The sequence below is a fragment of the Actinoplanes sp. ATCC 53533 genome, assembly GCF_003947245.1.
This window is the reverse complement of record NZ_QHHV01000163.1, coordinates 1-26,504: the sequence shown is the minus strand read 5'-3', so window position 1 is coordinate 26,504 and position 26,504 is coordinate 1. Positions and strand designations below refer to the sequence as shown.

Sequence of the window (26,504 nt, the reverse complement as noted above, 5' to 3'; positions counted from 1 at the left end):
ATCGGCCATCAGACCCGCGACCACGGTCACGGCCGCCGGGAGACCCGCACCGTCAAGGCCATCACCCTGCACACGCCCGGTGGGATCGGATTCCCCACGCCGAGCAGGCCATCCGGATCACCCGGACCCGCACCACCACCAAAAGCGGCAAGACCACCCGCGAGACCGCGTACCTGACCATCTCGCTGCCCGCCACCGACGCCCACCCGATCGACCTGCAGCGATGGATTCGGGCCGAGTGGCTAATCGAAAATCTCGTGCACCACGTACGAGATGTCACGTTCCGTGAAGATTCACATCAGGCCCGGACCGGTAACGGACCCGCCGTCATGGCAACCCTGCGTAACACCGCGATCGGCTTCCATCGCATCAGCGGCGACACCAACATCGCCCGCGCCACCCGACGCGCCAACCGCCGCCCCCACGACCTCATCACCGCCGTGATCAGCAGCAACCCCAGAACGCAATGACCCTGAACTTCCGGCCGCAGTTGCCGTTGCGGTTCGCGCGGACCTTCCGTCCCTGGTCCTACCAGCTCGGTCATGGCCGATTGGAACTCCGAAGCGGCCATGACCCCGGTTCTGCCGACACGCTCTACATCGTCTTCCTCAACGTGGTTGGCATGCAGGTCCGGGCCTGGTACAAGGAGATCCTGATCACGGAGGCCATGGACACGGACGCGATCGACCGGTTCGTCGACATTCCCGAACGCCAATCGCACCGTTACATGAGGCTGTCTGTCGGAGACGGTGTCCACGAGGGATTCGTGGTCTGTGGGGGTTTCGACACCCGGGTGGAGCCGTTGAGCAAGCCGGGTGCGGCTCCGGAAATCAGTTCCTGACTCTCGCCCTACGGCGGATGTGGTGCGGCCGGGGCCGGGGCGGTCAGTGTGCGGCGGTGACCGCGGGCGCTGTGGCCTCGACCGGGAGCTGCCATGGGCGGACGACCAGCAGCAGCACGACGTTGGCCGCGACCATGCCGCCGGCGATCACCAGGGCCATGCCGGTCGCGCCGGTGCCGAGGACGCCGACCAGTGGGGCCGCCAGTGCGCCCACGCCGAACTGGACCGCGCCGAGCAGGGCTGCCGCGGTGCCGGCGGCCTCGCCGTGGCGGGACAGCGCCAGCGCTGGGGCGTTCGGCAGGGCCAGGCCGGCTGATGCCAGCACCAGCCAGAGCGGGATCAGTATGCCCACCAGGCCGCCGAAGCCGGTGGCCGCGAAGAGCAGCAGCACCAGGCCCGCGGCTGCGCCGCCGGCGAGTGAGGTGATCAGGATCTGTGACGGGCTCCAGCGGCGCAGCAGTCGCACGTTGAGCTGGGTCGCGGTGATCAGGCCGATCGCGCCGGCGCCGAAGACGTAGCCGAACTCCTGCTCGTTGAGGCCGTACTGGTCCTGGAAGACGAACGAGGAGCCCGAGACGTACGCGAACAGCGCGGCCATCGCCAGCCCGGCCACCAGGATCAGCCCGAGGTAGGCGCGGTCGCCGAAGAGCCGGCCGTAGTCGCGCAGGGTGCCGGCCACGCCGCCGTTGCGCCGCCGTTCGACCGGCAGCGTCTCGGGCAGGGCCAGCGCGGTCACCGCGAGCATCGCGATGCCGAAGAGCGCCAGCACCACGAAGACTCCGCGCCACGACGTCCAACTCAGCGTGATGCCGCCGAGCGTCGGCGCCAGGATCGGGGCGGCGCCCATGACCAGCATGAGGCGGGAGAGCAGCTTGGCGGCGGCGAGGCCGGTGAACAGGTCCCGCACGATCGCCATCGCGACGACCGCGGCGGCCGCGGCGCCCAGGCCCTGCAGCACCCGCAGCGTGCCGAGCAGCGCCAGGTTGGGCGCCAGCACGCAGAACACCGACGCGAGGATGTGCACGGCGACGCCGGCCAGCAGCGGCGCCCGGCGCCCGACGGCGTCGGAGACCGGGCCGATCAGCAGCTGGCCGAGGGCCAGGCCGGCCAGCGTGCCGGTGAGGGTGAGCTGCACCGCCGCGGTGGTGGTCTGCAGGTCGTCGGTGATCGTCGGCAGCGACGGCAGATACATGTCGATGGTGAGCGGGCCGAGGGCGATGAGGAAGCCGAGCACCAGCACGAGCTGCAGCCGCTCGCGGGAGGACATGCGCTCACCGGGCGTCAGCGCCGTCGGCGGTGCTGCGAGGCGTTCGGGCGCCTGGGTCATTCGTGGATCCCATCCGTCGTCCGGTCGGTCGCAGTCCAGCGTCCGACACAGGTACGACAAGTTTCCGGCCGCCACCATGATTCCCCGGAAAGCAATTTGGTGCCGCCCGTCACACTTGCGGAAAATGCTTCATTGCGGGCAGGTTAAAAGCCCGGACAATGGAAATTCGGTTGACGCACAATGTCGCGCCACGAAGAGTCGCCCGCCGATCGCGGACAGTGCGATCGGCGGGCGGCAAACAGTTCCTTCGCTATACCCGGCGCCACTTCTGATTCAAGGTTCCCGCGCAGTCCCACAGCTGCAGCCGTGCGCCGTCGGCGGAGTTCCAGTCCCTGATGTCGATGCACTTGTTCGCCTGCGGGTTGACCAGATCGCCCGCCGCGGAGAGCACGAACTGCTGGGCCGGGTTCCCGCTGCAGCCCACGATCTGGATGATCACGCCGTTGGCGGTCGAGCCCCACGGCACGTCCATGCACTTGTTGTTCGACGTCTGCAGCGTGCCGTTCACGAAGTTCCACTTCTGCGCGGCCGTGTTGTTGCAGCCCCACATCTGCAGCAGCACCCCGTCGGAGAAGTTGCTGTTCGGCACGTCGATGCACCGGTTGTTCCAGTTGCTGACGACCGAGCTGGCGCCTCCACCGCCCCCGCTGGTGGTCAGCGACAGGCCGTAGACGCCGAGGATCTCGTTGACCGGCTGGAACCACATGGTGCCGCCGGACGAGCAGTTGCCAGTGCCGCCCGAGGTCACACCCTGGGCCTGGTTACCCGAGATCCAGGAACCGCCGGAGTCGCCCGGCTCGGCGCAGGCGTTGCTGCGGCTGAGGCCGGAGACGGCGCCCTGGGCGTACACGATGGTCTCGTTGCGGCCCTGAATGGTCCCGCAGCGCCAGCCGGTGGTGCGGCCCGAACGGCAGACCGAGCTGCCGATCGCGGCGTCCTGGGAGCCGGCCACCAGCACGTTGCCGCCGGAGTAGTTGTTGACCCAGGGCTGCGGAGTCCAGTTGCCGTTGGTCCGGATCCACGAGTAGTCGTTGCCCGGGAAGGACGAACCGGCGAAGGTGCCCTGCGCGACGTTGTTGTGGCCCAGCGTCGGGCTGTTCACGCCGCCGCAGTGCCCGGCGCTGACGAAGCCGCCCGCGACCGCGAAGCCGACCGAGCAGAGCGTGTTGCCGTTGATCACGTATTGGTCGCCGCCGCGGATGTCGTACATCGGCTTCGGCGCCTCGGCGGCCTCGACGACCGTGACCGCCCCCGCGCCGCTGTCCGCGGCGAAGGTACGGGCGGCAGCCGCCTTACCGGGCGCGGCCGTCACCACGATGCGGTTGGCCGCGACGTCGACGTACCAGCCGCGGACCGTGGTGTTCTTGACCTTGGCGGCGTTCGCGTCGAGCTTGCGGTGCGCGGCCGTCAGGTCCGCGCTGCTGCGCTTGACCACCTTGGGGGTCGCGCCCGCCGTACGGATGACCGCCGTCGCGCCCGGGTCGGTGACCGCCACGGTGAGCCGGGTGCCGCCGGCGGGGATCCAGGCGCCGGCGAAAGCCGCGCCGAGCCGGGTGCGCAGCCGTTTCTCCACCACCGGGGCGGCGGCCTCGGTGGCGAGGCGGGCCGCGATCTGGTCGTCGGTGAGCCGCAGGTCGCGGCGCAGTGCCGCGACCATGCCGGGGGCCATGTCGAACCTCGAGGCCGCGTTGGGGGCGGCGGGCTTGGGCGGCTCGGCGGCGAAACTCGCGGCCGGCAGCACGCCGAGGACAGTGAGCGCCGCGGCGGCGACGCTGAGCGTTCGGGCAGCACGGGACATGGGGATCCTTCCGCTGAACGGGGGTATCCGGGGGAAGGAGAGCGCTCTCTTAATCGGAGTCTGTCGATTTTTAAACGATCTGTCAAGAAACTTCAATGATCGTTGTCCATCGATGTCATCGCGGCGTTGCCCGTCGCTGGGCCGTCGGACGTGCTAGCTTGGACGAGTTGCCGTTCCGATTTCTCATATTTGCCAGAGCCTGGTGGGTATCCGAACCCATCGGGCTTTTGTCGTAATGAGTCCGGTTTCCTTGTTCTCTACGGGCGGCGACGGAGTTCGCGAGGTGCGAACTCCCTGTGGTTTCGAAAGGGTTCAGCATGGCTGTCGGCACAGTGAAGTGGTTCAACGCGGACAAGGGCTTCGGCTTCATCACCCAGGACGGCGGTGCGCCGGACGTGTTCGCTCACTTCTCCGCCATCGCCTCTGACGGGTACCGCACCCTCGAGGAGAACCAGCGGGTGGAGTTCGACATCGAGCAGGGCCAGAAGGGCCTGCAGGCTGCGAACATTCGCCCCATCTGACGTACGTCACGAGGGCCGTGCCTTCCGCGTTGTAGCGGAGGGCGCGGCCCTCGGTCGTTTGCCCCCCTTTTGATCTCGCCAACTCGAGTTCCTACTACGAAACGAGTTCTGTGAAGACCTTCTCCGGAGCCCCCTACGCGGCCGTGACCCACAGCGCCCTGCAGCGACGACTGCTGCGCAACGCCTCGTTCCCGCCGCGCACGGTGCAGCAGGACGCCCTCAAGATGGGCCCTGTACCGATGGTCCCGGAGGTCCACCTCTTCCTCGCCGAGGATTCCGTGCTGCTCTGGGCCCGGCTCGAGGCCGAGGACGGCGGCCCGCTGGCCGCGCCGTACTGGGCCACGCCGTGGCCGGGTGGCCAGGCCCTGGCCCGCTACGTGCTGGACAACCCCGAACTCGTCGCCGGCCGGCGCGTCCTCGACCTCGCGTCGGGCTCCGGCCTGGTCGCCATCGCCGCCGCCATCGCCGGCGCCGCCGAGGTGACCGCCAACGACACGGACGGCTACGCAATCGCCGCGATCCAGGCGAATGCGAACGCCAACGGCGTGCGGATCGTCACCGTCGTGGACGACATCACCGACGGTGACGGCGACGAGGCCGAGGTGATCCTCGCCGGCGACTGCCTCTACACCGCCGAGGTCGCCGCCAAGATGCTGCCGTTCATCGGCCGCGCGATGCAGCGCGGCGCGACCGTGCTGCTGGGCGACCCCGGCCGCGGCTATGCGCCGCCCGGGCTGCTGCGCACCCTGACCACGTACGACTCGGCGCCCCTGGTCTCCGGCGAGGACGGCCAGCGCAGCCAGACCAGCGTGCTCACCCCGGTAGCGGTGGCCCTCACTAGCTAGGTGCCCCTCGCCGATCCCGGTCGGGCGTGCAAGGCTGAACGCTGACGCGCGCGACCGGGGGGTTGCTGGATGAACGTGGGGTATCAGCGGTGGGGATGATCAAGGTCGTCGGGCTCGTGCTGCATCCGCGGCGGGACTGCGGTGCCGCCATCGACGCCATCGTCAAGTGGGCCACGGCGCGGGACGTCACCGTGCTGGGCCTGCACGACGAGATCAACCGCATCGACTGCGAGGCCGTCGCGGTCGACGCCGGCGAGATGGTCGACCGCGCCGGGCTGCTGGTCAGCCTGGGCGGCGACGGCACCATGCTGCGCACGATGCGCCTGGTCGAGGGCCGCAAGACGCCCGTCCTGGGCGTCAACGTCGGCCGCCTGGGCTTCCTCGCCGAGGTGGACCTGCCCGACCTGCCGGGCGCGCTCACCTCGATCGACGACCACCGGTTCACCATCGAGTCCCGCACGGCGGTGCGCACGGTGCTGCCCGGCGGCGCGGAAGTCTCCGCCTTCAACGACATCGCGCTGGTGCGGGTGCCCGGCAAGGGGTTGGCCCACGTCGGCATCAACGTCGAGGGCAGCAACTTCGTCCGCTACGCGGCCGACGCCGTGATCGTCGCCACCCCGACCGGCTCCACGGCGTACAGCTTCTCGGCCGGTGGCCCGATCGTGTCGCCGAACGTCGAGGGCCTGCTGGTCAGCGCGGCCGCCGCGCACTCCTCGTTCAACCGCTCGCTGATGCTCTCGCCGGACGAGCGGCTCCAACTCGACGTGCTGCCGACCAGCGGCCGGCTGGCCATCGAGGTCGACGGCATCATCGAGGGCTACGCCGAGGCCGGCCAGCGGCTCGACATCAGCCCGGTGCCCGGCGCCGCCCAGGTCATCCGCTTCGGCCAGACCTCGTTCTACGAGCGGGCCCGGCGCAAGCTGCGGGTCGAGGGCAGCGCCCAGGTCGGCCCCGGCGATCTGGGCGACGCGACGGTCGTGGACAGCTTCGAGCAGTCCCGCTACGAGGTCCTGCTCGGCGGCGAGCTCGCCGGGGTCCTGCACTACCGCCGACACGGCGGCGAGGTCGAGCTGGCGCACACCGAGATCGACCAGGCCTTCGAGGGCCGCGGGCGTGGCCGGCCGGCTCGCCGCGGCCGCGCTCTCCGACGCCCGGGGCCGGGCCACCCCGGTGGTGGTGAGCTGCCCCTACGTCGCCGGTTACGTCGAACGGCATCCCGAGTTCAACGATCTGCTCGCCACGAAGGGAAACCCCGGATGACCAAACCCGTCTGCACCCACCTCGACCAGATTCAGGACGTCGAGCCCTCCGGCGACGGCTGCGTGGAGTGCCTGGCCGCCGGCGGTCGCTGGGTGCACCTGCGGGTCTGCATGACCTGCGGGCACGTCGGCTGCTGCGACTCGTCGCCCGGCAAGCACGCCACCGCCCACTTCCACGCCGGCGGCCACCCGATCGTGCAGTCGTACGAGCCGGGCGAGAACTGGTGCTGGTGTTACCAGGACAACGTGGCCTTCGAGGTCGCGAACGCCCCCTCGTTCACGCATCCCTGAGGACTGAACCATGGGCCATCCCGCCATCCTGACCGTCGACGACGATGCCTCGGTGTCCCGGGCGATCGCCCGGGACCTGCGCCGCCGGTATGGCGAGGCGTACCGGATCATCCGGGCCGCCTCCGCCGCCGAGGCCCTCGAAGCGCTCAAGGAGATCAAGCTCCGGGGCGGCCGGGTGGCCGTCATCCTGGCCGACTACCGGATGCCGCAGATGAACGGCATCGAGTTCCTCGAACAGGCGATGGACCTGTTCCCGAACGCCCGCCGCGCCCTGCTGACCGCGTACGCGGACACGGACGCCGCGATCCAGGCGATCAACGTGGTCGACGTCGACCACTACCTGCTCAAGCCCTGGGATCCGCCGGAGGAGAAGCTCTACCCGGTCATCGACGCGTTGCTGGACGCCTGGCAGGCCACCGGTGACCGCGAGGTCGCGGACATCCGGGTGGTCGGGCACCGGTGGAGCGAGCCGTCGTACCAGATCCGGGACTTCCTGGCGCGCAACCTGGTGCCGTACAAGTGGCTCGCGGCCGACGACCCCGAGGGCCGCCGCCTGCTGGACGCCGCCGGGGTGGGCCCGGAATCCATCCCGCTGGTGGTCACCGCCGACGGCCGGGCGATGGCGCAGCCGACCAACTCGGAGGTCGCCGAGGCGGCCGGGCTGTCGACGGCGCCGGAGCGCGACTTCTACGACCTGATCATCGTGGGCGGCGGGCCGGCCGGGCTCGGCGCGGCCGTCTACGGCGCCTCCGAGGGCCTCAAGACGCTGCTCGTGGAGCGGCAGGCGGTCGGCGGACAGGCGGGGCAGAGCTCCCGGATCGAAAACTACCTGGGCTTCCCCGACGGCATCTCCGGCGCGCAGCTCACCGACCGGGCCCGCCGGCAGGCCGGCAAGTTCTCCGCCGAGGTGCTCAACACCCGCGAGGTGGTCGGCCTGCGCGCCGACGGCTCGGCCCGGACGCTGCACTTCGCCGACGGCGGTGAGATCTCCGCGCATGCGATCGTGCTGGCCACCGGGGTCGCCTACCGGCCGCTGGTCGCCGACGGCGTCGCCGCGCTGACCGGCTCCGGGGTCTACTACGGCTCGGCGGCGACCGAGGGGCCGGCCTGCGCCGGCAGCGACGTCTACATCATCGGCGGGGCGAATTCCGCCGGCCAGGCGGCGCTCTTCTTCGCCCGGTACGCCCGCAGCGTCACCCTGCTGGTCCGGGGCGACTCGCTGGAGGCCTCGATGTCCTACTACCTGATCCAGCAGCTCAACAAGATCGAAAACGTGCATGTCCGGAGCCGGTGCGAGGTGGTCGGCGCCCAGGGCAACGGTCACCTCCAGGCGATCACCATCTGCGACAGCAAGAGCAACACGGTGACCAGCGTCGAGTGCGGCTATCTGTTCGTCTTCATCGGCGCCGAGCCGCGCACCGACTGGCTCGGCGGCGCCGTCGCCCGCGACGAGAAGGGCTTCGTCTACACCGGCCCGGATCTGCTCGCGAATGGCACCCGTCCGGCGGGATGGGATCGGGACCGGGATCCGTTCTACCTGGAGTGCAGTGTTCCCGGCATCTTCGCCGCCGGCGACGTCCGGGCCAACTCGGTGAAACGGGTGGCCTCGGCGGTCGGCGAGGGCGCGATGGCCGTCACGCTGGTCCATCGTTACCTGGAGGCACAGTAGATGACCGACACCGACGCGGTTGAGGAGATCGAGCTCGACCCCTGTGAGCCGGGCAGGCTCACCCCCGCCGAGCTCAGGACCCTGTTCCTGTTCGAGAAGCTGACCGACGAGCAGCTCGCCTGGATCGCCGAGCACGGCTGCACCCAGCACGTCGCCGCCGGGCAGTTGGTGCTCCGCGAGGGCGAGCCCGCCGAGAGCTTCTTCATGCTGCTCAGCGGCACCATCGCGCTCTCCCGCCGGGTGGGCCAGGACGACGTGCAGACCACCCGTACGGAGCAGCGCGGCGTGTACATGGGCGCCACCCAGGCGTACATCCGCGACGACGGCATCGAGCACAAGTACATGGCCTCGATGCGTGCCCTCGACGACTCCGACTTCTTCGTGCTCAGCTCCCGGGACTTCGGCTGGCTGATGCGCGAGTGGTTCCCGATGGCGATCCACCTGCTGGAGGGCCTCACCCTGGGCATGCGCACCACCCAGGCGGCGATCTCCGAGCGGCAGCGGCTGGTCGCGCTCGGCGCGCTGTCGGCGGGCCTCATGCACGAGCTGAACAATCCCGCCGCCGCCGCGTCCCGGGCCACCGGGGCGCTGCGCCAGCGGGTCGCCGGGATGCGGCACAAGCTGGGCATGCTCGCCGCCGGCAAGGTCGCGCCGGAGCGCCTCGACGCGCTGGTCGAGCTCCAGGAGGACGTCATCGAGCGGGCCGCCAAGGCGCCCGCGCTCACCGCCATGCAGGCCGCCGACCGGGAGGACGAGCTCGGCGACTGGATGGAGGAGCACCAGGTCACCGGCGGCTGGGACCTGGCGCCGGTCTTCGCCCAGGGCGGCATCGACATCGAGTGCCTGGAGCTGATCAGGGCCAAGGTCGTCGAGCCGGGCCTGCTCGACCAGGCGATCCACTGGATCGGGTACGCGCTGGAGACCGAGCAGCTGATGAGCGACATCGAGGACGCGACCGGCCGGGTCTCCTCGCTGGTCGCCTCGGCGAAGCAGTATTCGCAGCTGGACCGGGCCGCGCACCAGTGGATCGACGTGCACACCGGCCTGGACAGCACCCTGGTCATGCTGGGCCACAAGATCGGCGAGGGCGTCAAGGTGGTCAAGGACTACGACCGCGGCCTGCCGCAGGTGCCCGCGCACCCGGCCGAGCTGAACCAGGTGTGGACCAACATCATCGACAACGCGGTGCAGGCCATGCACGGCGCGGGCACGCTGACGATCAAGACGTACCGGGAAGAGGACCACGTCATCGTGTCGATCGGCGACACCGGGCCGGGCGTGCCCGAGGAGCTGCGCAAGCGGGTCTTCGAGCCGTTCTTCACCACCAAGGCGGTGGGCGAGGGCACCGGGCTGGGCCTGGACATCTCGTACCGGATCGTGGTCAACGGGCACGGCGGCGACATCGTCCTGCGGTCCCAGCCGGGCGACACCCGCTTCCTGGTCAGGCTGCCGATGGCGGAGCAGGCCTCGCGATAATGGGATGAGCGGACCGCCCCCGGCCGCCTATGATCAGGGCAGCGGTGGGCGGCTCCCCGCGGTGCTTCCTTCTCAACGAAACCAATCGTTTTCAAACTAGCGTCGCGACTCTCCGCCCACCGCTTCCGCGTGTCTCGGGGGAGGCCGGACCACGGTCGGCGGGACCCGGCTCCACGCTACCGAAGCGCCAGGCCAGTCAGTCCTCTCGCCGGGTTCGTCAGTTCTTGAGCAGCCCTCGCACGTAGGCCGCCTGGCCCACGTGCTGGAGGTCGTCGTTCAGGACGCTCACCAGGCGCACGCCCAGCGTGACCGGCGGATCCCAGGCCTCGTCCACGACCCGGTCCAGGTCGCCGGGCGTGCGGCCGGCGAGATAGGCCCGGGTGCGCTCGTGCACCGCCTCGTAGTAGTCCACCAGCACTGCGGCGCTCGCCGGGCGGACGGCCAGGACCCGCGCGGCCGGGTGGCCGTATCCGGTGTCGTCGGGGTCCGGCTTCAGACCGAAGTGCTGGGCGTGGTCACCGGTCACATACACCTGCTCCTGGCCGGTCAACTCCGCCAGATGCCCGTCCTGGATCCGGGTGAGGTGCCACACCAGCCAGCCGACGGTGTTGGCACCCTCGGCCGGCGGCGTGCACAGCTGCGCCGGGGTCAGGCCCGCGACCGCCGCCCGCACCAGGGCGGGCAGCCGGTCGAAGGCCTCGGTGAGCAATTCGTCGACGTTCACGGTGACGCGCTCCTTCGCTTCCGCTTCGCCTGCGCTACTCCGTCGTGGTGCCGTTCTGCTCCGGAGCGACGTCCTGCTGCTGCTCCTGCTCCTGCTGGTCGGCCGGCCCGGTCTGTTCCGGCGCGTCGGCCGTGGGCTCGGTGGTCGGCTCCGCCGTCGGCTCCGCCGGGGCATCGGTGGTCGGCTCGGTGGTCGGCTCGGTCGTGGGAGCTGTGGGCTCGCCGGCCGGCTCCGTCGTCGGCTCCCCGGAGGGCGCCGGCGTGCTCTCCGTCGATGGTGTCACCGCCGGCTTCTTCGCGGAGTCATCGCCGAGAATGCTGCTGACTGTGCTCCGGCCGGAGGACGAATTGCCCACCGCCGATGCCACGGTCTCACCCGAGATCAGCTCGAACACGGTCAGCGAGCCCATGGCGAGCACGAACAACGCCCCCGCGACAACGCCGATCCGGCCCCAGCGGACTTCCTTGCGGGGCGGCACGGTGTGCGATGGCTTCTCCTCCTCGGTGGCGGCGGCGACCGCGGGCGTGCCCACGGCGGCGGGAACCTTGACGAACGTGGGCGCGATGGCGCCGAGACGCTTGGCGCCTCGGTGTAACGATCTCTGGTAGAGCTCCGTTCCCAACGAGCCGACGACACTGGCGACAGCCGCACCGGCTAGCGTGCCGGCGACTCCCAGGAAGGAGCCGATGACTGCTGCGGTGACTGCCGCGAGCGTGCCCGCGATGATTTTCGTGACCTCGATGCCGGACCAGATACGGTCCGGTGTGCGCTCGCTCATGTCCTCCTCGCATCGAACGTCTGTTGGCGGGCAAAGCCTCAATGTTCACCCGTGCGGTCTCCGCTAAACCAACCCTTCTCGGCGAATACCTCACGCAGTGGCCGAATGATCACGCCTTGCTCGTCGGCGAGGCGCCGTCTGGCCAGCTTGCGGGTGCGCAGGATGCCGATCAGGCCGATAGCGCCGATCGCGTATTGCACCGACATCGCGATTTTGAAGTCCACGATGTCGTAAGTGGCCTGTCCGCCGGTGCGGGCGTCCAGGATCAGGCCGACGAGCAGGATCGCCACCAGTGAGGCGACGAAACCGCCGATGTTGACGATGCCGGTCGCGGTGCCGAGCCGGCTCGGCGGGTTGAACGTCCGGGCGAACTCGAACCCGATCATCGACCCCGGCCCGCCGAGACTGAGCGCGAGCACCAGCACCACCAGCACGGCCAGCGGCGCCCGCCCGGGCCAGGCGATGACCAGCCCCCAGCCCAGCGCGTTGGCGCCGATCACGCCGAGCGCCAGCCACGAGCGGCGCAGCGGATGACGCTGCACCAGCACGCCGACCACCGGCCCGGCGGCCATCCCGGTCAGCACGAACAGGGTCAGCAGCGCGCTCGCCGTGCCCCGGGACACGCCCTCCCCGGCCAGCAGGAACGGATAGCCCCAGACCAGGGCGAACACCGTGCCGGGAAACTGGGCGGTGAAGTGCGTCCACAACCCGAGCCGGGTGCCGGGATGCCGCCACGCGCCGGCCAGGTCGCTGCCCAGCTGCCGGAGCGTGACGGCCTCGCCCGAGTTGACCCGCCGCTGCGGTGTGTCGTGCAACGCCACCAGCGCGACGATCGCCACGAAGACCCCGGCGGCGGACGCCGAGACGAAGGCGGCGCTCCAGCCGGGACCGGCCAGCAGCAGAGCCAGCGGTACGGCGCTGAGCACCTGCCCGAGCTGTCCGGCGAGGCCGGTGAGCTGGGAGACCACGGGCACCCGCCGGGCGGGGAACCACTGCGGCACGATGCGCAGCACGCTGATGAAGGTCATCGCGTCGCCGGCGCCGACCAGCACCCGGGCGAGCACCGCACCGGTGATCCCGTCGGAGAACGCCATCAGCGCCTGCCCGGCGGCCATGACCAGGGCGCCACCGACCACGAGCCGCATCGACCCGAACCGGTCGAGCAGCAGCCCGACCGGAACCTGCAGGGCGGCGTAGACCAGCAGCTGAAGAACGGCGAACGAGGCGAGGGCGCCGGCGCCGATATCGAACCGGACCTGCGCGTCCAGCCCGGCGACACCGAGGGAGGTGCGATGCAGAACCGCGACCACATACGCCGATAGCCCTACGGCCCACACTGCCCAGGCCCGGGCGCCGCCAAGCATGGCGTCAACTCCATCCGATCGCGTACCCCCACCCTGTCCTGCGCGGCGCCCGCACGACAACGACCCGGGTCACAAGCGGGGCGTGTGGCCCGTCACGTGGGTTGTCCACAGCCCGGGCCCGGCGTGCTGCCGTTCTGCTCGCGGCAGGCAGCCACGGACGACGATGGCCCGGTCCGTGGTCGACGCGGCAGCGCGGGTGGGTGAGCGGCAAGCGAGCGGAGGGGCAGGGGCGCGCAGGGCACCCCTGCCGACCGGCTAGGTAAGCAGTGCGGGAGCCGCCGCGAGGTGCGTGGTGAGCCAGCCGACCGTCTCTCGGAGGTATTCCGCTCGCGAGGCGCGGTGTTGCAACTCGTGGCCCTCGTCCGGGAAGAGCAGATACCGGTGCCGGACCCCGCGCGCCGTCAGCGCCGCCACCACCTGCTCCGCCTCGATCACCGGGACGTTGCTGTCGTTCTCGCCGTGCACGATCATCAGCGGTGTCGTGAGGCGGTCGATGTGGGTGATCGGGGACAGGTCGCGGAGCAGTTCCGCGTCCGCCACCGGGTCGCCGTACTTCGATACCGCCGCCGCTGCGATCCAGGGCTCCGTGTGCTCGTAGAACGTCGCGAAGTTGGACATGCCGCACACGTCGATCCCGACGGCGAACATCGACGGGTACGTCGTCAGCGCCGCCAGCGTCAGGTAGCCGCCGTACGAGCGGCCCATGCAGCCCACCCGCGCCGGGTCGGCCACGCCCGCGGCCACCAGGTATGACACGCAGGCCGCCACGTCGGCGACGGCCGCGTAGCGCAGGGCGCCGTTGTCCGCGTTGACGAAGCTGCGGCCGAAGCCGGACGAGCCTCGCACGTTGGGTGCGAAGACCGCGATGCCCCGGTCCACCAGTGACTGGAACAGCGGGCCGTGCCCCGGCCGCTCCTGTGCCTCCGGGCCGCCGTGCAGCCACAGCACCGTCGGGTGCGGGCCGGTCGTCGCCGGCTGGAAGAGCCAGCCGCTGATCTCCAGGCCGTCGTGGGAGGCGAAGCGGTGCAGCATCGGGCGGATCGCGTTCGGGTCGGGTTTTTCGACCGAGACCGGGTGCAGGTCGCCGTCGTAGGTCCACACGCCGTGCGGCCGGCCCGGGCCCTCGGCGGTGAAGGCCAGCGTGCTGCCGTCGAAGCACCAGGACACGCCCGACACCACGGGGCCGGGCAGGTCGATCGGGGTCGAGTCGCCGCGGGCCAGCACGGTCAGCTCCGACTCGCCGCCGCGGACGTTCCAGAGCACCGCGATCGACGTGCCGTCGGCGGTCAGCGCGAACGACTCGACCTCGGCGGTCTCCGACGACGCCAGGACCTCGACCTTGCCGTCGGCCACCCGGATCAGCACCGGCAGTTCGCCGGCGTCGCTGCGGGCGTACACCGCGCCGTCCGGGCCGAAGCAGGCCTGCTCGCCGCTGGTCACGTACTCCTCGACGCCGGTCGCCAGGTCGCGCACCGCGATGTAACGGCCGCCGCGCGGGCCGTGGCGCAGCAGCGCCCGGCCGCGGTCCGGGGCGACGTCGAACAGGGCGACCAGCTCGCCGGTGGTGATCGTCTCCCGGGTGCCGTGCTCGGCGTCCACCAGCAGGGTGGTCTCCAGGTTTTCGGTGACCGCGAGCAGCGGGCGCCCGGGCAGCCAGCGCACGTTGTCCGCGCTGTCCGCGCCGAAGCCCGCCACCTGGTGCAGCGCCGAGCCGTCCGGGCGGACCAGCCACACCTCGGTGCGGGGTGCGCCGCCGGGGGCCAGCACGCAGGCGAGCCACCCGCCGCCGGTGGACCAGTGCACCGAGACGACGGGGTGTTCGCCGGTGTCGACCAGGAAGGTCAGCTCGCTGCCGACCGGCTGCACCCACACCTTGGGTGAACCGCTGCGGTCGGAGACGTACGCCGCGTGCCGGCCGTCGGGCGACAGCGCCCCCGACCAGCTGCCCGATATCTCGGAGGCGAGCGAAACCCACCTCATGGGCAGCACGGTGACGTCGACTCGGTTGAGCTGACCGGTCATACGGGTCCTCCCTCGGTTTGCTAGATCCCCTTGTCCTGCAGCCACATTTCCAGCAGCGCCAGCTGCCACAACTGGTTCGCCCCGAGCGTGGTACGAGCAGTGTTCGGGTCGGCCAGCAGCGCGTCAACGTATTCCTGCCGGAACAACCCGCGCGCCCGCGCCGCCGGTGCGTGCAGCGCGTCGCGGACCAGCTCCAGCATCGGTCCTTCGAGGTGCCGGATCCCGGGAACCGGGAAGTAGCCCTTGGTCCGGTCGATCACCTCGTCCGGCACCACGCCGCGGGCCGCGTCCTTGAGGACGCCCTTGCCGCCCTGCGCCAGTTTCAGCTCGGGCGGGCAGGCCGCCGCGAGTTCCACCAACTCGTGATCGAGGAACGGTACCCGCGCCTCCAGCCCCCATGCCATGGTCATGTTGTCGACCCGCTTGACCGGATCGTCGACGAGCATGACCTGAGAGTCCAGCCGCAACGCCGCGTCGACGCTGGTCGTCGCGCCGGGCCGGGCGAAGCTCGCCGCGACGAAGTCGCGGCTGACGTCGTGGTCCAGCAGCCACTCCGGCGCGAGCTGGTGGGTCAGCTCACGGTACGGGCGATCGAAGAACTCCCGGGCGTACGCGTCGACGGCCTGCTCGCGTGGCACCTCCGCCAGCGGCGGGTACCAGCTGTAGCCGGCCAGGATCTCGTCGGCGCCCTGACCCGACTGCACGACCTTGACCTGCTGCGACACGTCCTCGCTGAGCAGGTTGAAGGCGATGCAGTCGTGGCTGACCATGGGCTCGCTCATGGCGGCGACCGTGCGCGCCACGGCGGGCAGGAAGCGGTCCTTGCCGATCCGGATCTGGTGGTGGGTGGTGTCGAACTGCTTGGCGATCAGGTCGGAGTATGCGAACTCGTCGCCGCTCTCGCCGGCCGCCGACTCGAAGCCGATGCTGAACGTGGTCAGCCCGCGCTGACCCTGCTCGGCCAGCAGCGCCACGATGTAGCTGGAGTCGAGCCCGCCGGAGAGCAGCACGCCGACCGGCACGTCGGCGACCATCCGCCGCTCGACGGCCGTCCGCAACGACTCGTGGACGGCCTCGGCCCATTCGGCCCGCGTCTTGATGAGCGAGCGGGTGTGCGATGCCTCCCAGTAGACGTGCGAGGTGGACGTACCGTCCGGCTCGATGATCCGGACCGTGGCCGGGGGCAGCTTGCGGATGCCGCTGATCATCGTGCGCGGCGCCGGCACCACCGAGTGGAACGTCATGTAGTGCTGCAGCGCCACCTTGTCGATCGAGGTGTCGACGTCGCCGGCCGCCAGCAGGGCCGGCACGGTGGACGCGAAACGCAGCCGGCCGGGGGTCTCCGCCAGGTACATCGGCTTGATGCCGAGCCGGTCGCGGGCCAGCATGACCCGGCCGGTGGCGTGCTCGGCGACGGCGAAGGCGAACATCCCCAGGAAATGCTGGACGCAGTCGGCGCCCCAGCGGTGGTACGCCTTGATGATCACCTCGGTGTCGGAGGTGGAGAAGAAGGTGTAGCCGTAGCCGCGCAGCTCGTCGCGGAGCTGCCGGTAGTTGTAGACGCAGCCGTTGAAGACCAGGGTCAGGCCGAGCTGCTCGTCGGTCATCGGCTGGGCGCCGGCCTCGGAGAGATCGATGATCTTGAGTCTGCGGTGGCCGAACGCGACGGCGCCGCGCTGCCAGAGACCTTCGCCGTCGGGCCCACGGGACCGCAGGCACGGCAACATTCGCCGGACGGCGTCACCGTCCGCCGCCTGGGCGTCGTACCGCAGCTCGCCGCCGATTCCACACATGGCCTGAACCTCCTTGGGGGCAGTAGGAGGCACACCCAAGATTCACCAGGGTGTGCTGCTCCCGTTTCCGGTTTGTGACGCCGCCGTAACGCTCTTATCCCAAGAGCCAAGTGTCCTTCGAGCCGCCGCCCCGGGAGGAATTGACGATCATGCTGCCCGCGGGCGCGACCCGGGTCAGCGCGACCGGCGCGACCACCGAGGTCCGGCCGGTGAAGATGAACGCGCGCAGGTCGACGTGGCGCGGCGCGAGCTGGTGGCCGTCGAAGACCGGGTGGGTGGACAGGTCGACGACCTCCTGCGCCACCCAGCGGTGCGGCGCGGTGTTGATCTGCCGGCGGACCGCGTCCAGGTCCGCGGGCGAGGCGTGCGGGCCGATCACGATCCGGTCGCCGCCGTAGCCGTCGACCGGCTTGCAGACCAGCTCCTCGAGCCGGCCGAGCACCTGCGCCCGCTGCTCCGGCACCCCGCACAGGTACGTCGGCACGTCCGCCAGCAGCGGCTTCTCGCCCAGGTAGTACTCGATCAGCTTGGGCACGTACGCGTACACGGCCTTGTCGTCGCCGATGCCGTTGCCCAGCGCGTTGGCCAGCACGACGGTGTCGGCGTGCAGGGCGGTGACCAGGCTCGGGCCCAGCGGCATCCCGTCCGCGCCGGGCGAGTGCACCAGGCTGTCCTCGCCCATCCGCAGGTAGATCACGTCGACCGGGTGCTTGCGGCCGTTCCGGACCCGGTGCACCCGGCCCTCGTCGACCAGCAGTTCGACGCTGCGGACCACGGGGACGCCCATCTCCTCGGCGAGCATCTGGTGCTCGAACCAGGCGGAGTCCTCCGGGCCCTGGCTGAGCACGACCACCGCCGGGTCGTCGCCAGCCGCCGGGCCGGCCGCGTCGAGCAGCGCGCGCAGCAGCAGCCGCGGGGTCTCCTCGATGCTGAGCAGGCCGTCGGGGCGCGGCAGCTCCGGCAGCACGCTCTCGGTGAGCCGGCGGTTCTGCATCGCGTACCCGATGCCGGAGGGCACCCGCAGGTTGTCCTCCAGCACGCACCAGTTGCCCTCGCCGTCGCGGACCAGGTCGACCCCGGCCACCTGGGCGCGCACGCCCGGCCGGCTGACCAGGGCGCCGCTGGGGCGCAGCTCCGGGGAGCCGTCGATGACCCAGCCCGGCATGATGCCGTCCTTGACCACGACCCGGTCGGTGTAGACGTCGTTGACGAAGGCGTCCAGGGCGCGGACCCGCTGGATCAGGCCGCTCCGCAGGTCCTGCCAGTCGTCGGCCGGGACCAGGCGGGGCACCAGGTCGAACGGGAAGAGCCGGGTCGCGACCTCGCCGGCCATGCTGAAGGTGACCCCGCGGGCGCGCTGCTCGTCGTCCCTGGCGTCCTCGCGGCGGCGCAGCCCGGCGGGGCCGAGCGCGCCGAGCACGGTGACGATCCCCTGGTACGCCGGCACGACGTCGCCGTGCGGGAAGGCCTCGTCGCCGGCCGCCGCGTACGGGGTGAGCCCGGCCGGCACGGTCTGCCCGCCCGGTCCGATGCCGGTCGCGCCGCCCCGGGTGTCGGCGATGAGCAGGTCGACCACGTCGGAGATGCGGCCGCGCCGGGTCATCGCCCGGCGCTGGCGGGCCGCCGAGCTGCCCCGGCTGAGCGCCTGCACGGACAGGTCGAAGACCTGCTCCCAGTCGCCGAGCTCCTCGAGCTGCGGCCGTAGGTCGCCGACGAGCCGCTCGACGGCGACCGCGGCGGGCACCGGCACGGGGGAGCGGGGCAGGTCGAGCAGGTCGCCCTCGAGGCCGGACCGGGCGGCCCGCCACATCGCGGCGCGGTGCAGCGGCGGCCGGGTCGCCGTGATCGGGATGCCCGCCCGGTAGTCCTGCCGGGCGCGCAGCACGAGCCCGCGGAACAGCCCGGCCAGCAGCACCACGGTGTCCGCGTCGGGGCTGGAGTCGGTGACCCGCAGCTCGACGGTGGGCAGGTGCGCCGAGGGCCGGACGTCGAAATAGACCATCTTCGGGTCGGTGATCGTGCCGGAGGCGATCAGGTCGGCGACCAGCGCGTCGTGGTCGGCGGCCGAGGTCACCGCGCCGCTGTCGCCGCTGGTCGGCCAGCGCAGCCAGACCAGCGAGCGGACGCTGGCGTAGCCGCTGTCCTCACCCATCCAGTACGGGGAACTGGCGGAGAGCCCCAGCAGCACCGGCAGCGCCGGGGCGACCCGCTGGGCGATCGACACGGCCTCGTCGCGGTCGGGAACGCCGACGTGCACCTGGGCGCCACAGATGAGCTGCTCGCGGGCGAGCATCTGATATTCGTCGAGCATCCGGCGATACCGCGAGGTCGGGGTCACCGGCAGGGAGTCGAGGTTCACCAGCGGGACGGTGCCCGCGGCGACCAGGCCGAGCCCGAGCGACTCGGCGACGCCGATGGCCCGGCGGCGCAGCGAGACGATCCCCTCCCGCAACTCGTCCAGCGTGCCGGCCACCGGGGTGTTCGTCTCCACCACCGAGCGGTGCAGCTCGGCCGAGAAGTGCGCCTCGTCGAGCAGGTCGAGCACCTGCGGTGCCCGGGGGACGAGCTCCCTGGTCTTGAGATCGACGACGTGCAACTCCTCCTCGACGCCGAGGGTGAGCTCGGTGCCGATGGCGCCGTTCGCCTCCCTCACTTCGTCGTCCTCCGAGACCCTGAGTGACTCCGTCATGCCTGAAACCGCCTATGTCGTCGTCCGTTGCCCGGAGCCTTGCCAGCGCATGTACCCATCCTGTGACGTGCCCATTTCCGGCACCTACCAAGCATGACGATCATGACACCGGCGCGCGGCCGGGTCTGCCGGGTCGTGCGCGATCGTGCTCGCGGCTGCGCGAAAAACCGGTTCAGCGAGCCCGAATACGCCAAAGCATGTGCAATTACTCACCAGTGCTATGGCGTCCGGTGGCGCGACACCTACTCTCCGGACACCATTAACGAATGTTCGGGCGCAGGCGTTCGGTGACGCATCACCTTCCGGGAGGCAGTCGTGACAATGGCCGGCGAAAAGTATGTCTACGATTTTGCGGAAGGTCGCCGGGAGCTCAAGGAGCTACTCGGTGGTAAAGGGGCGAATCTCGCCGAGATGACCCGCCTGGGCCTGCCGGTGCCGGCGGGATTCACCGTCACCACCCAGGCCTGCCAGGCCTACCTGGCGACCGGCAGCAACCCCGCCGGGCTGGCCGAGGAGATCGACGAGCATCTCGCCGCGCTGGAGTCGACGATGGGCCGGCGGCTCGGCGACCCGGCTGATCCATTGCTGGTCTCGGTGCGTTCCGGGGCGGCCTTCTCGATGCCCGGCATGATGGAGACGGTGCTCAACGTCGGGCTCAACGACGCCAGCGTGGTGGGGCTCGCCGCGCAGGCCGGCGGCAACGACCGGTTCGCCTGGGATTCCTACCGGCGGCTCATCCAGATGTTCGGCAAAACCGTCTGCGATGTGCCCGGTGAGGAATTCTCCGCAGCCCTGGACGAGGCCAAGAACGCCCGCGGCACGACCGATGATCTGCATCTGGACGCCGCCGATCTTCGGGCCCTGGTTGATCGATACAAACACATTTTCGCCAAGCACACCGGATACGACTTCCCGCAGGATCCGCGCGAGCAGATGTCATTGGCCATGGCCGCGGTCTTCCGCTCATGGAATGCGGAACGGGCCGTTCTCTACCGCCGTCAGGAACGCATTCCGGCGGATCTCGGCACGGCGGTGAACGTCGTGGCGATGGTCTTCGGCAACCTCGGCGCCGACTCCGGCACCGGCGTGGCGTTCACCCGCGACCCGGCCAGCGGCGCCCAGGGCATCTACGGCGACTACCTGGCCAACGCCCAGGGTGAGGACGTCGTGGCCGGCATCCGCAACACGATCCCGCTGCAGGACCTGGCGACGCTCGACCCCCGCTCGTACGAGCAGTTGCTGGCGATCATGGCCAAGCTGGAGGGCCACTACCGCGACCTGTGCGACATCGAGTTCACCATCGAGCGCGGCAAGCTGTGGATGCTGCAGACCCGGGTCGGCAAACGTACCGCCGGCGCCGCCTTCCGGATCGCCGCGCAGCTGGTCAACGAGGGTGCGATCGATCTCGACGAGGCGTTGCGCCGGGTCTCCGGGTCGCAGCTCGCCCAGCTGATGTTCCCCCGCTTCGACCTCGGCGGCGACCCGGTCGCGCTGACCAAGGGCATCGGCGCCTCGCCGGGTGCGGCGGTCGGCAAGGCCGTGTTCAGCGCCGAGCGGGCCGTCGAGCTGGCCGCGGCCGGCGAGCAGGTCATCCTGGTGCGCCGGGAGACCAACCCGGAGGACCTGTCCGGCATGATCGCCGCCCAGGGCATCCTCACCGCGCGGGGTGGCAAGACGAGCCACGCGGCGGTGGTGGCCCGCGGCATGGGGCGCACCTGCGTCTGCGGCGCCGACTCGCTGGAGATCGCGGCGGACCGCTTCACCGTCGCCGGACGGACGGTAGCCGAGGGCGACGTCATCTCGGTGGACGGCACCACGGGCTGTGTCTATCTGGGCTCGGTGCCGGTTCGTCCGTCCGAGGTGGTGCACTACTTCGAGGGCACGCTGACTCCCGCCGAGGCCGAGGACCCGCTGGTCGATGCCGTACACCAGATCATGACGCGGGCCGACGCCACCCGGGCCCTGGCCGTGCGCACCAACGCCGACACCGCCGACGACGCGGCCCGGGCGCGGCGCTTCGGCGCTGAGGGCATCGGCCTGTGCCGGACCGAGCACATGTTCCTGGGCGACCGGCGCGAGCTGGTCGAGCGGCTGATCCTGGCGGCGACCCCGGCCGAGCGCTCGGACGCCCTGGCGGCGCTGCTGCCGTTGCAGCGCGCGGACTTCGTCGACCTGTTCCGGGCGATGGACGGTCTGCCGGTGACCGTGCGCCTCATCGACCCGCCGCTGCACGAGTTCCTGCCGTCGCTGGAGGAGCTCGCGGTCAACGTGGCGGTGGCCCGCGAGCGCGGCGAGGAGCACGCGGAGGACGCCGTACTGCTCGACGCCGTACGGCGGATGCACGAGCAGAACCCGATGCTCGGCCTGCGCGGCGTACGCCTGGGCCTGGTCATTCCCGGCCTGTTCGCGATGCAGGTCCGGGCGATCACCGAGGCCGCCGTGCAGCTGGCCGGCGAGGGTCTCGACCCGCGCCCGGAGATCATGGTGCCGCTGGTCGGCGCCGTGCAGGAGCTGGAGACGGTCCGCCGGGAATGCGAGCAGATCGTCGCCGAGGTCGTCGCCGGCAGCGGCGTCCAGGTGCTGATCGGCACGATGATCGAGGTGCCGCGGGCGGCGTTGACCGCCGGGCAGATCGCCGAGGCCGCCGACTTCTTCTCCTTCGGCACCAACGACCTGACCCAGATGGGCTGGGGGTTCTCCCGCGACGACGTCGAGGGCGCGTTCTTCTGGCGCTACCTGGAGCTGGGCATCTTCGGCATCTCGCCGTTCGAGTCGATCGACCGCGACGGCGTCGGCCGGCTCATCCGGATCGCGGCCGAGGAGGGCCGGGCGGTGCGTCCGGATCTCAAGCTGGGTGTCTGCGGCGAGCACGGGGGTGACCCCGAGTCGGTGCACTTCTTCCACGAGGTCGGCCTGGACTACGTCTCCTGCTCGCCGTTCCGGGTGCCGGTCGCCCGGCTGGAGGCGGGCCGGGCCGCGCTCACCGCGGGGGACTCCGACAGTCGCTGATGGGCGTAGGCTCCCGGGCCGTGCGACACGCGATCATCATCGGCAACACGGACGGCATCGGGCTGGCGCTGACCCGGCGACTGCTCAGCGACGGCTGGGCGGTCACCGGGCTGTCCCGCCGCGCCGCCGGCCTCGAGCACGACCGGTACGTGCACGTCGCGGCCGACGTCACGGCTGCCGGATACCCGGCGGAGCTGGAACGGGCCTGCGCCGGTGCCGGCCGGGTCGAGCTCTGCGTCTACGCCGCCGGCGTCGGTGACCTGCTCGACCTCGACGACCTCGCGGCGCAGACCCGGGCCATCGAGGTCAACCTGCTCGGCGTCGCGCGCACGGTCGAGGTGGTCGTGCCGCGGATGCTGGCGGCCGGCGGCGGGCACCTGGTCGGGCTCTCCAGCCTCGCCGACTCGCTGATCTCGCCGGAGGCTCCCGGCTATGCGGCGTCGAAGGCCGGCATGTCCTCGTTCCTGATCGCACTGGGCGCGGCGCTGCGCCCGCGCGGGGTGGCGGTCAGCACCGTGCGGTTCGGCTTCGTCGACACCAAGATGGCCAAGGGCGCGGTCCGGCCCATGATGATCACCGTGGACCGGGCGGTCGACGTGCTGATCCGCTGCCTGCGGACCCGGCCGGCGGTCGTGTCGTATCCGCGCCGGATGACCCTGCTCACCGCCGCGCTGCGGCCGGTCTCCCGAATCCAGGCGCGGTTGAGAAAGCGCTGAGAGTATCCTCCCGGATCACGCTATGTAACAGTCTGTTCACTCGGCTTCGCTATGGTGTCCCAAATGCCCTAATTGCGAGCTTATTCGCAAGAGATCCGGGAAGGGGTCACCACGCCGATGCGCACGCTGCTGCGGCACGACGTACCCGCCTCCATTGTCGTCTTCCTCATCGCCATCCCGCTGTCGCTCGGGATCGCCGCCGCCTCGGGCGCCCCGCTGCTGGCCGGCCTCATCGCCGCGGTGGTCGGCGGCGTCGTGGCCGGCGCGCTCAGCGGGTCGCCGCTACAGGTCAGCGGCCCGGCCGCCGGCCTGACGGTGGTCGTCGCGGGGGCCGTCTCCGAGCTGGGCTGGGCACAGACCACGGCCGTCGTGGCGATGGCCGGCCTGGTGCAGATCGCGCTCGGCGCCTCCCGGCTGGGCCGGGCGGCGCTCGCGCTCTCCCCGGCCGTCGTGCACGGCATGCTGGCGGGGATCGGCATCGTGATCGCGCTCAGCCAGGTGCACATCGTGCTCGGCGGAGATCCGCAGAGCGCCGCCTGGCGGAACCTGCGCGACCTGCCCGCCCAGATCGCCGGCCACCACGGCGTCTCGCTCGGGATCGGCGTGCTGACCATCGCGATCCTGCTGCTCTGGACCCGGTACGTGAAGATCTCGCTGCTGCCCGGCGCCCTGGTCGCGGTCGTCGTGGCCACCGCGACCGCCGCGCTGACCGGGCAGCCCATCGAACGGGTGGAGCTGCCGGACCACCCGCTCGACGAGCTGGCCCTCCCGCGCTGGCCGGACGCGCCGCTGACCCAGATCGCCGGCATCGTGCTGACCATCGCCCTGGTCGCCAGCGTCGAGTCGCTGCTGTCCGCCGTCGCGATCGACAAACTGCACGACGGCAAGCGGGCCAACCTCAACCGCGAACTGCTAGCCCAGGGCGCCGCCAACACGGTGTCGGGCGTGCTCGGCGGGCTGCCGGTCACCGGCGTCATCGTGCGCGGCTCCACCAACGTCGCCGCCGGCGCCCGGACCCGGGCCTCGACCGTGCTGCACGGCTGCTGGATCGCCGTCTGCGTGCTGCTCTTCGCCGGCGTGCTGGAGCGGATCCCGCTCGCCGCGCTGGCCGCGGTGCTGGTCGTCGTCGGGCTCCGGTTGGTCAGCCTGGCCCAGATCAAGGCCTACGTCCGGCACCGGGAACTGCCGACCTACCTGGTCACCGCGCTCGGGGTGATCTGCACCGACCTGCTGACCGGCGTGGTGCTGGGCATGGCCACGGCGGTGCTGTTCATGCTGGCCCGGCTGGCCCGGTGCGAGATCCACCGCTCCTCGCCGGGGCCCGGCCGCTGGCTGGTGGTCATCACCGGCACGCTCGCCTTCATCGGCTCCGGCCGGGTGGCCCGCGAGCTGGCCGCGGTGCCGCCGGGCGAGTCGGTCGAGCTGGAACTGCACCTGGACTACCTGGACCACGGCGCGTTCGAGACGATCCAGGACTGGCGGGACGCGTACCGGCGCGGCGGCGGCCGGGTGCACATCGAGGAGGTGCACGACAGCTGGTTCCACCGGGCCACCTTCGGCCGGCTCGGCGGGGCCCGCTCCCACCCCGGCCGGCTGCCCCGCTTCCTCGGCTCCTGGTCCCAGTGGATCTCGATGAACGAGCAGCGGCGCGACGCGATGGCCGCCGGAATCGACGAATTCGAGCGCAGCGTCGCCCCGCTGGTCCGCCGGCACATGGCCGGCCTGGCCCGCGACGGCCAGCGACCGGAGCAGCTCTTCATCACCTGCGCCGACTCCCGGGTGGTGCCCAACATGATCACCACCAGCGGTCCGGGCGACCTGTTCTGCCTGCGCAACGTCGGCAACATCGTGCCGGTGTACGGCACCGGCGACTCCTCGGTCGGCGCGGGCATCGAGTACGCGGTCGACGTGCTCGGCGTCACGACGATCACCGTGTGCGGCCACTCGGGCTGCGGGGCGGTCCGGGCGATGATGGCCGGCGCGGCGGGCTCCGCTTCGGTGCTGGGCGCCTGGCTGGGCTCCGCGGGGATCACCCTGACCGGGCGCGAGCACGAGGAGGAGTGCATCACCGCGAACGTGGAGCAGCAACTGGAGAACCTGCGGACGTACCCGAGCGTGCGCCGCGCCGTCGGCGAGGGCCGGCTGGAGCTCAGCGGCCTCTACTTCGACCTGGCCGAGGCACGGATGTACAACGTGGAAGGTGGGCTGCGGAGCCCGGTCTCCGCGGCCTGAGCCCGAGCCGGGCCCGCACCGGAGGGATCGGTGCGGGCCCGGTCGTCCTCGTGGCGCTACGGCGCTTGTCCTCCGGTGCCGCCGCACCCGGCCGGCGGGGTGTTGGTGCTTGCCGCTTTGCTCTGCTTCCCCATCGGAAACACCCACTGGTCGATGCCGACCGCAACCGAAAGCAGAACCCCCGGCATCCGCCGGTGTTTCCCATGGGGTAGCAGAGCAAAGCGTTGGGAGTGGGGATCTGTCGCCGGGGCGGCGGGGGCCTTAGCCGAAAGTAGAACCCCCTACGTCCGCCGGTGTTTCCGATGGGGAAGCAGAGCGAGGTGTTTCCTATGGGGAAGCAGAGCAAAGCGTTGGGGGTAGGGATCTGCCGCCGGGCGGCGGGGGCCTTCGGCGCCAGATCGAGGCAAGCCGTGATCTGGCGCCGAGGTGGGGACCACAAACCGCCGTAGCAGTCTTCTAGTCGCGGTTGATGGTGAAGGTGCTGGTCGGGTTCTCGATGTCCTTGAAGTTGTTGCTCAGTCGCAGGTTGGTGAACGTCGCTGAGCCGACCGCCGGGCCCTGGTTGCCCTCCGGCATCGGGTTCGCCCAGATGCCGTAGCCCGACTTCGCGTCGTACGCGTCGCCGCTCCTTTGGGCCCCGGTGATCGAGACGTTGGTGAATACGGTGTCCTTGACCGGGAACTGCGGCTGGCCGCCCACGTAGTTGGTCTGGAACATGATGCCCGAGTAGGTCGGGTCGACGATGTCGACGTTGCTGACCCGGATGCCCTGGAAGACCTTCGACGCGGAGAAGACCCAGATCGCCGGGAAGACCTGGTCGCCCCAGAAGTGGCCGCCCGCCCGGACGATCGAGATGTTGTCGAACACCGTCGGCGGGTTGGCGCCGAAGCCGTTCATCGGGTAGCCGAAGTCTAGGGAGCTGATGGTGATGCCCGAGTAGACCAGGGTGTCCGCGATGTAGATGTTCTTGAAGGTGTTGGCGTATCCGCCGTAGACCGCGATGCCCGCGGCCCGCCAGGTCAGCGTGCTGGACAGGTTCGAGTAGACGTTGTTGATCTCGTCGGAGCCGCCCGCGTCGATCGCGGAGAACAGTGCGAAGCTGTCGTCGCCGGTGGCCCGGGCGTCGTTGTTGTCGACCAGGTTGTCGGTG

General features: G+C 70.8%; 18 protein-coding genes and 3 pseudogenes. 12 read left to right on the top strand and 9 right to left on the bottom strand.

Annotated elements, in window-relative coordinates:
* Nucleotides 1-470: pseudogene (locus DMB66_RS42295) on the top strand (ISAs1 family transposase); the annotation flags it as partial.
* Nucleotides 467-841 (top strand): hypothetical protein, encoded by a 375-nt coding sequence (locus DMB66_RS42290; RefSeq protein ID WP_125809753.1) that lies wholly within the window; start codon nucleotides 467-469, stop codon nucleotides 839-841. The pseudogene DMB66_RS42295 and the gene DMB66_RS42290, both read left to right, overlap by 4 nt.
* A gap of 43 nt (nucleotides 842-884) precedes the next feature.
* Here the strand turns inward: DMB66_RS42290 and DMB66_RS42285 are convergent, their stop codons facing one another.
* Together DMB66_RS42285 and DMB66_RS42280 are read right to left on the bottom strand one after the other, a co-directional pair.
* Nucleotides 885-2,108: a multidrug effflux MFS transporter gene (locus DMB66_RS42285; protein WP_125809756.1), complete on the bottom strand. Its 1,224-nt coding sequence runs from the start codon at nucleotides 2,106-2,108 to the stop codon at nucleotides 885-887.
* A gap of 310 nt (nucleotides 2,109-2,418) precedes the next feature.
* Nucleotides 2,419-3,966 (bottom strand): ricin-type beta-trefoil lectin domain protein, encoded by a 1,548-nt coding sequence (locus tag DMB66_RS42280; RefSeq protein WP_233625230.1) that lies wholly within the window; start codon nucleotides 3,964-3,966, stop codon nucleotides 2,419-2,421.
* Nucleotides 3,967-4,283: 317 nt separating this feature from the next.
* Here DMB66_RS42280 and DMB66_RS42275 point away from each other — a divergent pair, with 317 nt between their 5' ends.
* From DMB66_RS42275 to DMB66_RS42250, 7 genes and pseudogenes are all read left to right on the top strand, one after another.
* The gene (locus DMB66_RS42275) at nucleotides 4,284-4,487 is read left to right on the top strand and encodes a cold-shock protein (RefSeq protein WP_023561244.1); all 204 of its coding nucleotides are present in this window, start codon (nucleotides 4,284-4,286) and stop codon (nucleotides 4,485-4,487) included.
* Nucleotides 4,488-4,597: 110 nt separating this feature from the next.
* Complete coding sequence (locus DMB66_RS42270) at nucleotides 4,598-5,332, top strand: methyltransferase (protein WP_125809752.1); 735 nt, start codon at nucleotides 4,598-4,600, stop codon at nucleotides 5,330-5,332.
* 95 nt (nucleotides 5,333-5,427) lie between these two features.
* Nucleotides 5,428-6,153: pseudogene (locus tag DMB66_RS64530) on the top strand (NAD(+)/NADH kinase); the annotation flags it as partial.
* 292 nt (nucleotides 6,154-6,445) lie between these two features.
* Entirely contained in the window at nucleotides 6,446-6,592 is a 147-nt protein-coding gene (locus tag DMB66_RS64525) for an N-acetyltransferase (protein WP_233625234.1), read from the top strand.
* Nucleotides 6,589-6,882 carry a UBP-type zinc finger domain-containing protein gene (locus DMB66_RS65365; protein WP_125809751.1) on the top strand — a complete coding sequence of 98 codons (294 nt, stop codon included), beginning with the start codon at nucleotides 6,589-6,591 and terminating at the stop codon, nucleotides 6,880-6,882. The genes DMB66_RS64525 and DMB66_RS65365 overlap by 4 nt, the downstream gene beginning before the upstream one ends.
* Before the next feature lie 10 nt (nucleotides 6,883-6,892).
* Entirely contained in the window at nucleotides 6,893-8,551 is a 1,659-nt protein-coding gene (locus DMB66_RS42255; protein WP_125809750.1) for an FAD-dependent oxidoreductase, read from the top strand.
* On the top strand, nucleotides 8,552-10,027 hold the full coding sequence (locus DMB66_RS42250) for an ATP-binding protein (RefSeq protein WP_125809749.1): 1,476 nt from the start codon (nucleotides 8,552-8,554) through the stop codon (nucleotides 10,025-10,027).
* 217 nt (nucleotides 10,028-10,244) lie between these two features.
* Here the strand turns inward: DMB66_RS42250 and DMB66_RS42245 are convergent, their stop codons facing one another.
* The 6 genes from DMB66_RS42245 to DMB66_RS42220 all read right to left on the bottom strand — a co-directional run bounded on the left by DMB66_RS42245 (nucleotide 10,245) and on the right by DMB66_RS42220 (nucleotide 19,397).
* On the bottom strand, nucleotides 10,245-10,751 hold the full coding sequence (locus DMB66_RS42245) for a DUF664 domain-containing protein (protein WP_125809748.1): 507 nt from the start codon (nucleotides 10,749-10,751) through the stop codon (nucleotides 10,245-10,247).
* Nucleotides 10,752-10,785: 34 nt separating this feature from the next.
* Nucleotides 10,786-11,529 (bottom strand): hypothetical protein, encoded by a 744-nt coding sequence (locus tag DMB66_RS61730; RefSeq protein WP_158647548.1) that lies wholly within the window; start codon nucleotides 11,527-11,529, stop codon nucleotides 10,786-10,788.
* 38 nt (nucleotides 11,530-11,567) lie between these two features.
* Nucleotides 11,568-12,893: a nitrate/nitrite transporter gene (locus DMB66_RS42235; protein WP_125809746.1), complete on the bottom strand. Its 1,326-nt coding sequence runs from the start codon at nucleotides 12,891-12,893 to the stop codon at nucleotides 11,568-11,570.
* Between the two features lie 255 nt (nucleotides 12,894-13,148).
* The gene (locus DMB66_RS42230) at nucleotides 13,149-14,915 is read right to left on the bottom strand and encodes a S9 family peptidase (RefSeq protein ID WP_125809745.1); all 1,767 of its coding nucleotides are present in this window, start codon (nucleotides 14,913-14,915) and stop codon (nucleotides 13,149-13,151) included.
* 20 nt (nucleotides 14,916-14,935) lie between these two features.
* On the bottom strand, nucleotides 14,936-16,708 hold the full coding sequence (locus DMB66_RS42225; RefSeq protein ID WP_125809744.1) for an N-acetylglutaminylglutamine amidotransferase: 1,773 nt from the start codon (nucleotides 16,706-16,708) through the stop codon (nucleotides 14,936-14,938).
* A 94-nt stretch (nucleotides 16,709-16,802) separates the two neighbouring features.
* Complete coding sequence (locus DMB66_RS42220) at nucleotides 16,803-19,397, bottom strand: carboxylate--amine ligase/circularly permuted type 2 ATP-grasp protein (RefSeq protein ID WP_125809743.1); 2,595 nt, start codon at nucleotides 19,395-19,397, stop codon at nucleotides 16,803-16,805.
* A gap of 321 nt (nucleotides 19,398-19,718) precedes the next feature.
* Here DMB66_RS42220 and ppdK point away from each other — a divergent pair, with 321 nt between their 5' ends.
* From ppdK to DMB66_RS42205, 3 genes are all read left to right on the top strand, one after another.
* Nucleotides 19,719-22,406 carry a pyruvate, phosphate dikinase gene (gene ppdK / locus DMB66_RS42215; RefSeq protein WP_125809754.1) on the top strand — a complete coding sequence of 896 codons (2,688 nt, stop codon included), beginning with the start codon at nucleotides 19,719-19,721 and terminating at the stop codon, nucleotides 22,404-22,406.
* A gap of 20 nt (nucleotides 22,407-22,426) precedes the next feature.
* Nucleotides 22,427-23,122 (top strand): SDR family oxidoreductase, encoded by a 696-nt coding sequence (locus DMB66_RS42210; RefSeq protein WP_233625229.1) that lies wholly within the window; start codon nucleotides 22,427-22,429, stop codon nucleotides 23,120-23,122.
* A 117-nt stretch (nucleotides 23,123-23,239) separates the two neighbouring features.
* Nucleotides 23,240-25,354, top strand: a complete 2,115-nt coding sequence (locus DMB66_RS42205; protein ID WP_125809741.1) for a bifunctional SulP family inorganic anion transporter/carbonic anhydrase — start codon at nucleotides 23,240-23,242, stop codon at nucleotides 25,352-25,354.
* A gap of 456 nt (nucleotides 25,355-25,810) precedes the next feature.
* On the opposite strand, the pseudogene DMB66_RS42200 reads toward DMB66_RS42205, so the two are convergent.
* Nucleotides 25,811-26,504 (bottom strand): annotated as a pseudogene (locus DMB66_RS42200) (glycosyl hydrolase); the annotation flags it as partial.